This is a genomic window from Reichenbachiella sp. (assembly GCF_965233835.1).
GTDB lineage: Bacteria > Bacteroidota > Bacteroidia > Cytophagales > Cyclobacteriaceae > Reichenbachiella.
Genome location: NZ_OZ247585.1, coordinates 2,705,436 through 2,720,199, shown reverse-complemented (window position 1 = coordinate 2,720,199; position 14,764 = coordinate 2,705,436). Strand labels below are relative to the sequence as shown.

The following is a 14,764-nucleotide window of genomic DNA, read 5'->3' as shown; positions in this document are numbered from 1 at the left end:
AAAAAATGTTAAGCAGATGAAAAAACTAGTAGCCATACTATTGGTCAGCGCTCTAGGAGCCACAGCGACCGCTCAGAAAATCAATTCCTACACTCAGCATAAAATCAATCAAGGGGTTAGTATTGACGTAAAAAAAATCAAACGTGTAGAGAAATACGGATGGGATAATTTTGAGGTGACCTATCGATTGAAGAACAGCACAGAATTTGACTTATTTAAAGTCGACCTCACGTTATATCTGGTAGATAAAAATGACCGTCAGGTGGGTGTTGTAGAAGTTCATGATTTTAAAGTGCCAAAAAATTCGGATGCAGAATATCACTATGTAGATCTGCATTCTCCTTATGTCAATGAAAAATTTGACAAGATAGTAGTGGTAAAAAACAACTTGGAGGTAATGATAGATACCCCTGAAGCAGTAAGTATTGCCAAAATCAACTGCGAACCTGCATTCAGCATGAAGTAGTAAAGAAAATTAAACAGGTAATAAAGAGGGTGACTCATTGAGTTGCCCTCTTTTTGTTTTATGATGGTGGTAATTCAAAGACAATAGCGAACTTTACATCCAAGATGACATCCGAAATTCAAACACTACTAATCACTCCCCCATTTACACAACTCAACACCCCCTATCCTGCTACCGCCTATCTCAAAGGCTATTTAAATACGATCGATGTTCAATCTGCACAAGTCGATCTGGGAATTGAGGTTATTCTAACTTTGTTCACAAAAAATGGCCTTGCTCGACTTTTCAAAACAATTTCTAATGTTAAAGGGCCTCTTGAAGCCAATGAACAAAGAATATTTTCTTTGCAGGAAGAATACCTGGCCACGGTCGAGCCCGTCATATCTTTTCTACAGAACAAAAACCCAACGCTCGCCTACTCCATAGCTGAAAGAGACTATTTGCCAGAAGCTTCAAGATTTGAGCAATTAGATGATCTGGACTGGGCCTTTGGTAACCTGGGCATTCAAGACAAGGCAAGACATTTGGCCACATTATACCTTGAAGACTTGGCTGATCTAATAAAAAACACGATTGACCCATTCTTTGGATTTAGTCGGTATGCTGAACGCCTGAGTCTCTCTGCTGAGTCATTTGACCCACTCTACGAGTCTTTGAGTAGCGAACCATCATTTACGGATGAAATACTATTCGAGTGCCTCAAACAAAAGCTTGAAGATCAGTCCCCTGACTTAGTCTGTTTGTCAGTTCCATTTCCCGGAAATCTTTATGGCGCATTAAGGTGTGGGCAATACATTAAATCTCACTTTCCGTGTATTAAAATTGCTATGGGCGGCGGATACCCCAATACTGAATTGAGATCTTTGAAAGATGTCCGTCTCTTTGAATTTATCGACTATATCACCTTAGACGATGGTGAAAAGCCTATTCAAGTTTTGCTAGATCATCTGATGGACAAGTCAGAGGTCTCAACACTAAAGAGAACACTCCTATTAAGTGCTGGTCAGGTCAAATACATTAATGGCTCTAAAGCGCGTGACGTGCCTTTCAGTGAAACTGGAACACCTGACTATGATGGACTACCACTTGACCAGTATCTATCTGTAATAGAAATCACCAACCCCATGCATCGCTTGTGGAGTGATGGCCGGTGGAACAAACTCACCATGGCGCACGGTTGCTATTGGAAAAAATGCACCTTTTGTGACATCTCTTTAGATTATATCAAAAACTATGAACCGGTAAGTGCCTCTATCCTATGTGATCGTATGGCAGAGCAGATAAAACAAACAGGTGAGACTGGATTTCATTTTGTAGATGAGGCCGCACCACCTGCGCTCATGAGAGAAGTGGCTATTGAAATCCTTCGAAGGAAAATGAAGGTTACCTGGTGGACTAACATAAGGTTTGAAAAGAGATTTACTCCAGACTTGTGTAGACTATTAAAAGCCTCGGGCTGCATTGCGGTTTCAGGTGGGTTGGAAGTAGCTTCGGATCGATTATTAGAAATGATTCAAAAAGGTGTGACCGTTGAACAAGTGGCTCAGGTAACAGAAAATTTCACGGCCAGCGGCATCATGGTACATGCCTATTTGATGTATGGATTCCCCACACAAACGGAACAGGAAACGATCGATTCTCTTGAAATGGTGCGTCAGCTGTTTCAGTTGGGAGTTATTCAATCAGGATTTTGGCATCAATTTGCTATGACTGCACATAGTCCGGTAGGCATGAACCCTGAGACTTTTGGTGCGAAATCACTTTTGGCAGAGGCTGGCAATTTTGCGCACAACGACATCCCTCATGAAGATACACTAGGTACTGCGCATGCCATGTTTAGTGAGGGGCTTAGAAAATCTCTGTTCAATTACATGCATGGTACCTGTTTTGATTTTCCATTGCAAGATTGGTTTGATTTTGAAATTCCAGAAACAACCATATCTCCATTTGAAATTGAAATGGCCGTACAAAACAATCCTGGAACTCCAGTTACGGATAGTAGTAAACTACTCTGGGTTTTGCCCTTCCCCCAGATTTCTTTCTATTCTAAAAAGCAAAAAGGAAGATCACAGGAAAAGTGCAAATTTCTAATTCACACCAATCAAACTACAGAAACTGCAATCTTCAATAAATCTCAAGGTAAAATTCTTGAAGAGCTGTTTTCTAGTTTAGCTTTAAACACTGGTGGCCCTATCACACTTACAAAATTTCGTGAATCATTCGAAGCTAACAGGTCAGAAAAATTTGATGTGTTAACCAAATCCCAAGGCTGGCACGTGCTGCGAAAAACAGGACTTTTAATTACTTAATCAACCTGTATGAGATTAGGTATTGAGACAACAAAGGTACTTCCTACTCCTTCTTTTGAATCAACCTTGATATCTCCTTCCAATTTAGTCACAGCTTCTTTTACTATAAACAATCCTAGCCCCGTTCCAGTCGCGTAGTTGGTTGCTCGGTAAAACATATTGAACACCCTACTTAGATATCCCTTCTCTATTCCAATACCATTATCTTCTATTACCACTACCAGTTTCTCCTCATCAATATCCACAACGATATTTATAAAACCTTCTTGATCCTTCTTAGAATATTTAATCGCGTTGGACAAAAGATTATTAAATATGACCTGTAGGTTATGTTTATCATTTACAAATTCTGAAGTAGCATCTATTTTGATTGTCTTTTCTACATGATCATAGTTCTCCATAAACTGCATACCCTTCAGAATACTGTTGATCATCTCCTCCACTGAAATCGCATCCTTCGTCAACCCTAACTTGGCCACCTTCCTGTAGGTGATGATATCCAATATGATGCTATCTAATTGTTTGAGCTGCCCCTTCATTATCCCCAAAAGTTCTCGCTGCTCCTCATCCTTCACCCTGACATCCAGTAAACTTTCTAATCCCAGCAGAGAGGCAATGGGCGCCCGCAGATCGTGAGAGGTTCTGTACACCAACTGATCCATCTCGGAATTAGTTTTTATGAGATTCTGGCTCATTTCTTTGAGTATCGTGATATTAGTGATGACCCCATCAATCAACTGCTCTTCACCGTCCAAGGTCAAAGTACAATCCAATAAGCCCCAGAACGTTGTTCCATCAGTTCGCTTAAAGTGCACTTCTTTATTTTCTACAGAACCTTGTTGCAAAATTTCATTATAAATCTTGAGATGCATGTGCTTAAAAACATGAAAATCTTGGAGATCGACCAGTTTCTCTCCGGGAGGCTCAACCCCAAACAAATCCAACAAAGCACTATTAGAATACAAAAAGCCACGACTCACACTATATCTGAAAATCCCGTCCTTTATGTTTTCATTGATGGTTTGAATGAGCCGTTCGCGTTCTTCCAACTTCATTGAAACCATCTTTTCATCCGTGATATCTCGGATAAAAGCAGTGACTCCTAGTATCTCGCCATCGATAGAATATAATGGGGAATAAAACTTATCCAGGTAGCTGATGGAGCCATCTTTTTTGTTCTTATATTTTTCCAAAATGGCAAAATCAGAACCTTTCAATGCCATTTCAAAACTCATCTGATACTCTTCCCTTTCTGCCTTATCATCAACAAAATCCAGCACATTCATACCAATTTCTATATCAACCCCAAAATCATCTTTAATGATCCTTGCATGATTTTTATTGAATGATCTATAACAGAAATCATTATCTATAGAGTAGGCCATTAAATCTTTAGGGCTTTCTAGAATCTGATTGAGGTATTGCTCCTTTTCACTGACATCCTTTAGGTTTCTCAACTCAGAAATTTTCAATGCAGCAATACCGGCTATGGCTTCAAGAAAATCTTTGTGTTTGATATTATAAAAACCAAATTCTGGGGACTCACTGTCAATCACTCCAATCACTTTACCTTGAAATAGAATCGGTACGCTAATTTCGCTCAGCGCCACATAGGCATCTTCTACATAATCCTTATTCTTCGTCAAGTCATCTACCAATATAGTTTTCTTCAGTTTGGCACATTTCCCAACTATTCCCTCTCCGATTTTCAGGCAAATTGGAGATAATATGACTCCCTCCTTTCCTTTTGCTCCATAAGCGGCTTTTTGCGCAAGTCTTTGGTCGCTTTCATTGTAGATATAAATTACACAATCAGTCAGGGACAACAACCTGGCACATTCCTCAGCAAGTTCCCAAAGAATGGCTTGCTCACTGTTCAGTTTAGAAATGGATAAAGTGAGTTGCTGAATATTTTGATAGTGCTTCACACCACGCGCTAACAAATTGGCACTTACATACTTTTCTCCTATAGGGGTAATGAGTGCACTGACCCCAATCAATTTTCCCTTGTTATCGAAAATGGGAGACTTTGAAGTCCGAGTTTGATCAATTTTATATGACGATTTGCTCCTAAAATCATAAAAATTCTCCTGAGGTTGCTCAGTGGATAATACTTTTTGATCTTCAGTCCCCAGCAATTCAAAATCCTTATAATCAGAAGCATTATCGGACAATGTGCTGCCGAGCAAAGTATCTTGTTCTACATTGAATAGATTGAGCATGGCTTGATTGGCGTAGGTAACTATACCTTCCTTATCAGTCAAATAAATCGCGTCAGACATAGCATCCATAGCGAATCTATAGGCTAAATGTTCATTCAACTTATCTTCAGCTTTTTGCTTTAAATCCTTCTTTTTAATGACAATAAAGTTTGGGTGAAATGTTGAAACAAATGCCTAAAATCAGTAGCGTTCTATGATTTTGAGAATATCAAAAATATGCTTGTCTAACTCATGAAAATCTTTAACAGACAGTTTTTTAACGTCCTCTTCTGATAAGTCACGCATAGCCATAACCAAGGAGTCAATTTTATGTTTGATTACTTCAAACTTCTCCTTTTTTTCTTCTGAATCTGGCATTCCAATGAATTTAGGTCAATACAACAAATAAAGAGCTGGGATACAGGAGGATGGTAATAAACCAAAACCCGGCTTCACCGGGTTTTGGGCTGAGTTAGCATTTTTAAAGATGGATTAAATCTCGCTTACTATGCCGTGCCAACCGTTCAACGACGGCTTCGGACATTTAAGTTAATCAATCTTAGAGACAAGAACAATCGGTAAATCAATTATATGTCGGTTAGTCAAGTAAATGTATAGTACTCCCATGTTTGACCATCCGATATTGGCCTTCTATATATTTCAGTTGGTAAAGACAAAGGTTTGCATGCTCAAACACGTCCATTTTTTCTAGTGGGTAGTTCATCAACCAACACACCAACATACGCATGGCGCGCCCATGCGTAGCAATCAAAATGTTTTCTTCTGAATCCTTGGTAGAAATGTATTCCATAGCGGCCCTCTGTCTTTTTACTACATCCAAGGGAGTTTCACCTCCACCCACGGCAATGTCAAGCTTTCCGTCAGCCCAAGCGGCAATCGTATCCAAGTAAATTTTATGCATCTCAGGGTCATAGGCCTGCCCCTCATGCTTACCCCAACTTATTTCGTCTAATCCGTCAAGTGATTCATATGGAATACCCAGATCAATAAATTGTTGAACCGATTCTTTGGTTCGTTTCAATGCTGAGACGTAAATTTTATCGAAAGGCACTTGCTTATAATATTCGTAAAATCCCTGAGCCTGTTTTCTTCCTGTAGCATTAATAGATGAATCAATGCCCCGGCCCTGCACTTTGTTTTCAAGATTGAAATCCGTCTGTCCATGCCGGATGATGTATATATTTTTGGTTTTCAAGCGAATTGTCTTTTTGTTTGTATCAGGTGAATATAACCCACTAATAGAAAGAAAATATGTTCCTCCCCTCGTTTACCCTCGAAGGTATCAATGCCTTCTCAAAAAACACAATGACAGACCACATTGGTATAGCATTCACCGAAATCGGAGAGAATTATGTAAAAGCAACCATGCCGGTAGATAGTCGAACGGTTCAACCTCTTAGAATGCTTCACGGAGGGGCTTCTGTAGTCTTAGCTGAAACGCTAGGGAGCATAGCTGCTACCATGACAGTAGACCCTAATGAAAAATACTGCGTAGGGCTCGACATAAACGCCAACCATATTAAATCCGTAAAAGAAGGGCTGGTGGAAGGCACCGCTCGTCCACTGCATGTTGGAAAAAAAACACAGGTGTGGGAAATTAAAATCACCAATGAAGAAAATCAACTCGTATGCGTGAGCAGAATAACTATGGCTGTGATTGATAAGAAATAATGGAAGCAAGCAAACAATCTACTCAAACCACGCCTACTACTGCATTCTACGAAAAGCTACAAAGTTTTTTTAGTACAGGTATTAAGATGGATCTACCGTTTGCCATTTGGAGAAACCCAAGAGAGACGATTATCCACTCTACTTTGCAGCTTGATCAGGACAACGATGTACCAGAAGAAATTGAGAACTCGCCTACTGGTTTTATGGTAAGCCCTTTTGAATCTTCTGACAATCATGACTCTCAATTCATTAAGTCTGATGTGCTGCTTGATAGTGACCTTAATGAGATATTGTTGAGCCCAGGTTTTAAAGACAAAGAAGGTAGATTTGAGAATTTCGTTCAGCAGTTCTCGTTGGTTCATGAAGATAATTCCTTCGACTATAGAGATTTTTTAGATACACCAGCTTCATTCAAGACATCCAAAGAATCCTTTCTCGAATTAGTCCAGAAATGCAAAGACTCAATCAATGAAGGGTACTATCAAAAAATTGTTCCATCCAGAAGAGAAAAATTCAGAACTGAAAAGAATTTTCATCCTGTCAAAGAATTGGCCAAGCTCTGTGAAGCATATGAAAATGCTTTTGTTTCACTAGTATATTTACCCAATCAGGGTCTTTGGCTAGGTGCGACGCCTGAACTTTTGATCTCGGTTGACGAAGAACAAAATTTTGAAACCATATCACTAGCAGGTACCCAAGAAATCAGACCGGGTTTCGAATTAGCTCAGGTCAGCTGGACACAAAAAGAAATTGAAGAACAAGCACTGGTAAGTAGATATATCGTGAATTGCTTCAAGAAAATAAGACTTCGTGAATTTGACGAATATGGTCCAAAAACAGTTAAAGCGGGAAACCTTATACACCTAAAGACTTCTTTCAAAGTGAATATGAGGGAGGTAAACTTTCCTCAATTGGGAACTGTGATGCTGAACTTATTACACCCCACTTCTGCGGTATGTGGGATGCCTATGATACCCGCCGCCAAGTTTCTACAAGAAAATGAAGCATATGATAGGGAATATTACAGTGGATATCTTGGTCCTGTCAACTATGATGGTCGAACTTCCCTTTATGTGAACCTAAGGTGTTCAAAAATTTATAAAAACGATCTCATTTTGTTTGCAGGTGCTGGAGTTACTGAAGACAGTGATCCTGAAAAAGAATGGACCGAAACAGAAATTAAGTTTCAAACGCTGCTAAATGTTATTCAAGCCTAAAGCATGAATCTTCAACCCGTCTTTGACTTAGTACAGATTTGTCATTTGAAAGGAATCAAGCAAGCTGTCATTTCTCCGGGCTCAAGAAATGCGGCCTTAACTATTGCCTTTGCCAGACACCCCGAGATCAAATGTCTTAGTGTCCCTGATGAACGATCAGCGGCCTTCATTGCGCTAGGTATGAGCCTTAAAACTAACCTACCAACCGTCTTAATATGCACATCTGGTTCTGCAGCGCTCAACTACGCTCCAGCGGTCGCTGAAGCCTTCTTCAATCAAGTGCCTTTGTTGATTCTTTCAGCAGATCGTCCGCCCGAATGGATTGGACAACGGGACGGACAAACCATTTATCAACAGCAGCTATTTGGCAAGCACGTCAAAGAATCTTTTGTCTTTCCATCATTAGAGAATGATGAGAAAAGCGCCCAGCTAGGGTCTAGGATAATTAACGAGGCCATCAATGCCTGTCTCAATGTTGAAATGGGACCAGTCCACATTAATATTCCTTTTAGAGAGCCATTTTATCCTACCTCGGATCAGACCTATACATTCTCTAAGCAATTGCCTGTTTTTGAACCTGACCAGTCAACCACTGAAAATTGGAGAAAAGAATTGGAAGAAATTTCAGGCTTCAGCCGCATTCTTATTGTCATGGGCCAATCAGCAAGAGATGAAAAGCTTCAAGATTTGGTCTCCTCAATATCGGAAGAGTACGGCATTCCTGTTGTCGCTGACATTATTTCCAATGTTCATCAATTAGAGGGGGGCATTACCAGTCAAGATGTATTTCTAAAAGGCTCAAAAAACAAAGACCTTCAACCAGACCTGTTAATTACTCTGGGTATGTCAGTGATTAGTAAAAATCTGAAACTTTACTTACGCGAATGCAAACCAAAAGCACACTGGCATGCTCGCAAGGAGGCTCAAGCACCAGACACCTACCTTTCTTTATCTAAGCATTTTTCTGTTACAGAAATTGAGTTCTTGAATGAACTAATAAAAACACTAGCTGCCAGCAATACACAAAGTGAGTTTAAAAGCGCTTGGCAAGGAGCAGATACCACCACCACAAAACATATCAGGCAATTCAATTCAGATGAATTTTCAGATTTTAATTGCTACAAAAAAGTGTTAGACACCATCCCGTCTGGATCTGACCTTCATTTGGCTAATAGCATGGCAGTGAGATATGCTAATGTGATTGGTTTGAATAAAAATAAGAGCATTGAAGTGTACTGCAATAGAGGCACAAGCGGCATTGATGGCTCAAACAGCACTGCCGTGGGAACAGCTGTAATGACGAATAGACCAACGTTCCTACTCACAGGAGATATGGCTTTTCTTTATGATAGGAATGCCTTTTGGCACAATCATTTACCAGACAATTTGAGTATTGTGGTATTCAATAATCATGGCGGAGGTATTTTCCGAATGATAGATGGACCTTCCAAGCAACCAGAACTCGAAGAGTTTTTTGAAACACGTCAACAAAAAGATGCTAGTCATGTGGCCAATGAATTTGGATTTGAATACTTTGCTTGCCAAACGACTAAAGAATTGGAACAAAACCTTACCTCTTTCGTCAGTACAGGGAAACGAAAAATTCTGGAAATATTCACTAACGCTGAAGAAAGCAAGAGTGCCTATAAAGAATTGTTCAGGACCATTTTAAATAAATAATGTTAACATGAGATTAACTAATTGGCTCGTCATTTTATTTCTTTTTCAAACTTGTGCGCCGCCAAAAGTGGTCAAGTTTCTGAATAGCGAATTGGACTATAGCCAATACCATAGTTATCGATTGATTAATTATAAAAGCGACGACAAATCCTTTGCTGCTGAGGGCATGGCTTTTTATGATGAGATTGAAAATGGAATAAAACAAAACATGGCTGCCAAAGGGTACCAAGCTGCTGATCGCCCCGACCTTATTGCGAGATATGAAATAGTATCAACCACAGCCACAGAAACCGACAACAGAAATTATGACCCTTACGGGTATAACTACTACATTCCCCCCACTACCAAAAAGTACACACAGGGGATTGTACTCATAGAACTTCGTGATCGAAAACAAAAGAAGCTCGTTTGGCAGGGTAGCTTAGACCTAAAATACACTATGAAAGGCGAAGCCAAACTCACCTTACTGGAAGCCATAAACAGAATATTTGAGTCTTACCCTTATGAGGCAGGGTCAAATGACAAGCTTATTCCTGAAGAGTAAAAGCCGAGCTTACCTCCAATACATTTCCTTCCTTGTTTCTCAGATACCTTCTACTTCCCAGATATCTGTTTTTATTAAACTCGTCATAATTAGGATTGTTAGGATCTATTGAACTTATTCTCACTCTCTTGGATGCATGAATAAATTCATTATTTCCCAGCCAAATACCTACGTGAGTAGTCTTTTGTTTAGTGGATTCAGTAGCCGGTTTGCCAAAAAACAAAAGATCTCCCTTCTTCAATCCTTCAAAAGTGTTGTTTTCATCCACCACAATTCCGGCGTTAACTTGCTGAGACGCATCTCGTGGAATGATCAATCCATTCATAAAGTAAACCGTTTTGGTAAAACCGCTGCAATCCATGCCTTTTGCGGAAGTTCCTCCCCAGAGATATGGCGAACCCATTAACGAACGTGCGTAGTATTCTATCAATGTTTCAGAAGGCTTCCTATTATCTAACCAAGTTTGAAAATCATTGACATGAGAAGTTGCTATATATCCCCTACGCCCGTCAGGAAATTCTACTGTGGTCACCCCATTTTTTATATTCACTCCCTCCAATACACTACCAAGTACAACATCAGCAACAACAGACGTCAATTTTTCATTTTTAAAGACCTGGCTGAACGATTTAGTAACAATTACTTTATCCCTTTTATGCCAGTTTTCAATTTGAAATTTGGTTTTTAGCTCAACGCCACCATGATCGACCCAAGCAATGTAATCATCAGGGGTTTGAACCAGATACCATTCATCTGTGATTTTTAGTACTTTCAATACTGTACCCAATATGGCTTGGGTAGCCAGTTCAGCAGAGTGCTTAGGTTTGCTTCTCAGATTTGCTACAGAGTTGTTAACCAAAGCATATTTATACTTTAAGGTTGAAGAATCTGGAAGTAGTGAAACCTCATCTTTAATTCGCATTCCTTCTGCTAAAAACTTGTTCATTAAAGTAGCCAGTGCATAGGACTGATCAGTATCTCCTGAGACCTTCACCAATCCATTTTCATCACTAATTTCAATGCTAAATAATGCTACTCTGCTATCAGGCACATATTGGGACTTCAGACTATCCCTAATAGCTATTGCTCTTTCAAGATTAACATTGCTATCTCCTTGCTCACAGGCAAAGCTGAACCATATTATTGATATCAAAATGAAAATGCGATGAGTCATTTTTATACGGATTTTAATAAGACGCTAATCTACAAAATTTATCTATTGAGTAATTATTCAAAAAATAATAAATAGAGGAATCAGATTGCTTTGAAGAGAGTCGATTCTTAGTTTTGCTGCGAACAAAGAAAATCAAATGCAGAAGCCTTCTATACCAAGAGGAACACGAGATTTTGGTCCACTACAGATGGCCAAAAGAAACTATATTTTCAATACCATTAGAGGAGTATATGAGCGCTATGGCTTTGCTCAATTGGAAACTCCAACCATGGAAAACTTATCGGTATTGACTGGCAAGTATGGAGACGAAGGAGATCAGTTACTTTTCAAAGTATTGAATTCTGGAGATTTTCTATCTAAAACCCAATCGGAAGACTACGGATCTGGCAGCAAAATCATGCTGCCTAAAATTTCTGAAAAGGGATTGAGATATGATTTGACCGTGCCATTCGCGCGATATGTTGTGATGCACAGAAATGAAATCTCATTTCCATTCAAAAGATATCAGATACAACCCGTTTGGCGAGCAGACCGGCCACAAAAAGGTAGGTACAGAGAGTTTTATCAATGCGATGCTGATGTAGTCGGCACGGACTCATTGCTTTGCGAGGCAGAAATCATAGCCATGATCAATGAGGTGTTCACCAGCCTGAGACTACCTGATTTCACAATTAAGCTGAATAACAGGAAAATTCTGGTAGGTATTACCGAAGCGATAGGCGCTGAAGGTAAGGAAGCAGAATTCTGTGTGGCTATTGACAAGCTCGATAAAATAGGTCTAGACAAGGTCAACGAGGAATTGCGACAAAAAGGGTTCACTCAAGATAATATCAATTTACTTAAACCCATTTTTGAATTTGAAGGGTCTATAAGCGAGAAGTTAGTTTTCCTAAAAGACTACTTCAACACAAGTGAAATTGGACTGAAGGGTGTGAGCGAAACCGAAGAAATCTTGAATTATCTTCAAGCTTACGATTTAGAAAATGATCATCTGGAACTGGACCTTACTTTGGCTCGAGGACTCTCCTACTACACAGGGACCATTTTTGAAGTAAAAGCCAATGGAGTAAAAATTGGTAGCATTACAGGCGGAGGTCGATATGATAATCTTACGGGCGTCTTTGGGCTTAAAGATGTTTCTGGAGTTGGTATTTCGTTCGGTGTCGACCGAATTTATGATGTACTGGAAGAATTGGATCTCTATCCGGATTCTACATCCACTCAGGTTCAGGTGATGATTGTCAATTTCGGAGAAGAAATGACTGAGAAAGGAATAGCCTTGCTCCAGCGTCTGCGCCAAAATGGAGTTAGAGCAGAAATGTATCCGGACCCTGCGAAAATGAAGAAACAAATGTCATATGCTAATAATCTGAACATTCCTTACGTTGTGATGATAGGTGAAGATGAGATAGCATCTGGAAACTATGCCTTGAAAAATATGGTCGAAGGTGAGCAAGCCGCCTACAAAATCGATGATCTTATTTCTAAAATCAAGAATAGTCACTAGATTGATCATCTTTATACACAATCAAACAGACCTGGTTAATTGCCCTTGAGATATTATCAATATATCCTTCTTTCATTCCTGTGCTTTAGCACTCAGCTATCCATAGCACAACACACCAGCTTATTGGGCAGGTTTGATATTGATTATGTAAAAGGATGTACAGGAATGACCATAAACGTGTCAGTCAATGCGAATGTGCCAGCCTGGACAGACGCTCAGTTTTGGTACGAAGGGTTTGATATCAACGTAACGGGAGATGCCTCTGGGAATTATACCTATACAACTCCTGGGGAGTACTACGTTACCATGCTTGTCTCCAACGGTGATGCCGATACAGGTGGAGAAAAAAAAGATTCAATTCGTGTAGAAGTATTGGAGCCTCAGTTACCCCAATTCACGATTCACAACTGTGCCTCTCATAATGTTCGTGTGGAAGTAGAAGATGATTATTATGACAGTTACTTTGTCGAATTTACAGGTACAGACAATGAAGAAATTGCACCGCTGTCATTCACCTCTGCCTATAACTATGGTGTTCAAGGGAATTATAGAATTGATGTTTCCGGACGTTTTAGTGGTGGAAACAATGCAAGTTGCGGCACAGATAATAAAGCCTTCAATAGTATCAATTCAATTGTCAGTCCAGTACTCACATCAGTAGAAACCACTGATGAGGCCTCTAATGGGGAAATACAATTAGGGTTTACGCTTGGTGATGATATTATTTACAACCTTGAACGCTCAACGGATGGCACGGAAAACTTTGAATTTACAAAATTGGTCACAGGAGCAACTGATGTTGAAACTAACCTCAACACAATGAGTGAATTTTACTGCTACCGCATCAACACCTACGATGCCTGTAATGAACTTAGTTTACTCTCCGATATCATCTGTTCTGTCTATTTTGATGTGGAGGGTACAGAAACAGCCAACACGATTACCTGGCAAACTGATACCGTTGAAGCCATTTCCTATAATATCATTAGAGACGGAGATTTGTTATCCAACATCACCAACTCCTCCATTGTAAGTTATGATGACAGCGAAGTGATTTGTAACAAAGAATACGTATACAATGTACAGCCTATCTTCCAATCGGGTTCATCCGTATCGGTGGACACTGCAGTCATTGCCAACAAATCCGCAGAACTTCCAGCAGTAGGTAATCCCGCTTCCACTGTAAATATTGACAATGATGTAGAGTTAACCTGGGGACCACCCGATACAGGAGAAATTCCATTTAGAAGGTATATTATTGAACGAAACATTAGAGATCGTGCATGGAAATACTATGATGCTTCTGATGACACCACATATATAGATACCGAGGCTAACTTCATAGGAAAACATGCCTACAGGATTCGATATGATGATGATTGTGGTAACCTTGCCACTCCATCGCCGGCTACCGTCCCCATGATCATTGAGCAGGGAGATGTAAGAGGCAAAGAGGTAAACTTCAATTGGAGCAAATACGAGACCTGGGACAATGGTATACGCAATTATACTATTGAGCGAATTGATGAAACTGGTGTGGTTTTGGAAGAATTTGATGTATTGAGCGGACGCGAAAAATCAGTTACTTTTTCACCTAATGATTCTGAAGATAAGTTGATTAGAGTAAGAGCTGAGTCTCTGGATGCAACTCCTCTATTCACCTACTCAAATATTGTCCTTACAGAATTGAGCACCACCATGTTTTTGCCTAATGTATTTACCCCAGATGACGATGGCTTAAATGACCGGTTTGTAGCTAAAGGGCCTAAAGTATTTAACTTTGAAATGGAAGTGTACAGCCGGTGGGGTGTGCTGATATTCTCAACCAATGATAATTTCAATGGGTGGGATGGGAAAATCAATGATAACGATGCACCAGAAGGAACTTACATATACAAAATTTATTATGAAGATGCTGAAGGCAGAAAGTATGACCAATCAGGATCTATGTTACTGATGAGAAAAGGATAGCGA

General features: G+C 39.7%; 12 protein-coding genes. 8 read left to right on the top strand and 4 right to left on the bottom strand.

The window, feature by feature from the left end:
• Window positions 1-16: 16 nt before the first annotated feature.
• Together ACO6S2_RS11590 and ACO6S2_RS11585 are read left to right on the top strand one after the other, a co-directional pair.
• Window positions 17-466 (top strand): hypothetical protein, encoded by a 450-nt coding sequence (locus ACO6S2_RS11590; protein ID WP_422358715.1) that lies wholly within the window; start codon window positions 17-19, stop codon window positions 464-466.
• A gap of 104 nt (window positions 467-570) precedes the next feature.
• Window positions 571-2,775, top strand: coding sequence for a B12-binding domain-containing radical SAM protein (locus tag ACO6S2_RS11585; RefSeq protein WP_422358714.1), 2,205 nt, complete (start codon window positions 571-573; stop codon window positions 2,773-2,775).
• On the opposite strand, the gene ACO6S2_RS11580 is transcribed toward ACO6S2_RS11585, so the two are convergent.
• From ACO6S2_RS11580 to ACO6S2_RS11570, 3 genes are all read right to left on the bottom strand, one after another.
• Window positions 2,772-5,096 (bottom strand): PAS domain S-box protein, encoded by a 2,325-nt coding sequence (locus ACO6S2_RS11580; RefSeq protein WP_422358713.1) that lies wholly within the window; start codon window positions 5,094-5,096, stop codon window positions 2,772-2,774. The two genes, ACO6S2_RS11585 and ACO6S2_RS11580, sit on opposite strands and share 4 nt — an antisense overlap.
• 81 nt (window positions 5,097-5,177) lie before the next feature.
• Window positions 5,178-5,354 carry a hypothetical protein gene (locus ACO6S2_RS11575; protein ID WP_422358712.1) on the bottom strand — a complete coding sequence of 59 codons (177 nt, stop codon included), beginning with the start codon at window positions 5,352-5,354 and terminating at the stop codon, window positions 5,178-5,180.
• A 220-nt stretch (window positions 5,355-5,574) separates the two neighbouring features.
• Window positions 5,575-6,192: a histidine phosphatase family protein gene (locus ACO6S2_RS11570; RefSeq protein WP_422358711.1), complete on the bottom strand. Its 618-nt coding sequence runs from the start codon at window positions 6,190-6,192 to the stop codon at window positions 5,575-5,577.
• Window positions 6,193-6,302: 110 nt separating this feature from the next.
• Here ACO6S2_RS11570 and ACO6S2_RS11565 point away from each other — a divergent pair, with 110 nt between their 5' ends.
• The 4 genes from ACO6S2_RS11565 to ACO6S2_RS11550 are packed head-to-tail and all read left to right on the top strand — an operon-like array spanning window position 6,303 to window position 10,109.
• Entirely contained in the window at window positions 6,303-6,668 is a 366-nt protein-coding gene (locus ACO6S2_RS11565; RefSeq protein ID WP_422358710.1) for a hotdog fold thioesterase, read from the top strand.
• Window positions 6,668-7,885, top strand: a complete 1,218-nt coding sequence (locus ACO6S2_RS11560) for a chorismate-binding protein (RefSeq protein ID WP_422358709.1) — start codon at window positions 6,668-6,670, stop codon at window positions 7,883-7,885. The genes ACO6S2_RS11565 and ACO6S2_RS11560 overlap by 1 nt, the downstream gene beginning before the upstream one ends.
• 3 nt (window positions 7,886-7,888) lie before the next feature.
• Window positions 7,889-9,565 (top strand): 2-succinyl-5-enolpyruvyl-6-hydroxy-3-cyclohexene-1-carboxylic-acid synthase, encoded by a 1,677-nt coding sequence (menD, locus tag ACO6S2_RS11555; protein WP_422358708.1) that lies wholly within the window; start codon window positions 7,889-7,891, stop codon window positions 9,563-9,565.
• 7 nt (window positions 9,566-9,572) lie between these two features.
• The gene (locus ACO6S2_RS11550) at window positions 9,573-10,109 is read left to right on the top strand and encodes a DUF4136 domain-containing protein (protein ID WP_422358707.1); all 537 of its coding nucleotides are present in this window, start codon (window positions 9,573-9,575) and stop codon (window positions 10,107-10,109) included.
• Here ACO6S2_RS11550 and ACO6S2_RS11545 read toward each other — a convergent pair.
• Entirely contained in the window at window positions 10,093-11,283 is a 1,191-nt protein-coding gene (locus ACO6S2_RS11545) for an NlpC/P60 family protein (RefSeq protein WP_422358706.1), read from the bottom strand. The genes ACO6S2_RS11550 and ACO6S2_RS11545 overlap by 17 nt on opposite strands.
• Window positions 11,284-11,419: 136 nt before the next feature.
• Here ACO6S2_RS11545 and hisS point away from each other — a divergent pair, with 136 nt between their 5' ends.
• Together hisS and ACO6S2_RS11535 are read left to right on the top strand one after the other, a co-directional pair.
• Window positions 11,420-12,790, top strand: coding sequence for a histidine--tRNA ligase (gene hisS, locus ACO6S2_RS11540; protein ID WP_422358705.1), 1,371 nt, complete (start codon window positions 11,420-11,422; stop codon window positions 12,788-12,790).
• A gap of 45 nt (window positions 12,791-12,835) precedes the next feature.
• Entirely contained in the window at window positions 12,836-14,761 is a 1,926-nt protein-coding gene (locus ACO6S2_RS11535; RefSeq protein ID WP_422358704.1) for a gliding motility-associated C-terminal domain-containing protein, read from the top strand.
• Window positions 14,762-14,764: the final 3 nt, after the last annotated feature.

Excerpts from the sequence above, each read along its gene's own strand:
- ACO6S2_RS11585 (WP_422358714.1), top strand. The coding sequence starts at position 571 with ATGACATCCGAAATTCAAACACTACTAATCACTCCCCCATTTACACAA.
- ACO6S2_RS11550 (WP_422358707.1), top strand. The coding sequence starts at position 9,573 with ATGAGATTAACTAATTGGCTCGTCATTTTATTTCTTTTTCAAACTTGT.
- ACO6S2_RS11560 (WP_422358709.1), top strand. The coding sequence starts at position 6,668 with ATGGAAGCAAGCAAACAATCTACTCAAACCACGCCTACTACTGCATTC.
- ACO6S2_RS11545 (WP_422358706.1), bottom strand. The coding sequence starts at position 11,283 with ATGACTCATCGCATTTTCATTTTGATATCAATAATATGGTTCAGCTTT.
- ACO6S2_RS11590 (WP_422358715.1), top strand. The coding sequence starts at position 17 with ATGAAAAAACTAGTAGCCATACTATTGGTCAGCGCTCTAGGAGCCACA.
- ACO6S2_RS11575 (WP_422358712.1), bottom strand. The coding sequence starts at position 5,354 with ATGCCAGATTCAGAAGAAAAAAAGGAGAAGTTTGAAGTAATCAAACAT.
- hisS (WP_422358705.1), top strand. The coding sequence starts at position 11,420 with ATGCAGAAGCCTTCTATACCAAGAGGAACACGAGATTTTGGTCCACTA.
- ACO6S2_RS11565 (WP_422358710.1), top strand. The coding sequence starts at position 6,303 with ATGACAGACCACATTGGTATAGCATTCACCGAAATCGGAGAGAATTAT.
- menD (WP_422358708.1), top strand. The coding sequence starts at position 7,889 with ATGAATCTTCAACCCGTCTTTGACTTAGTACAGATTTGTCATTTGAAA.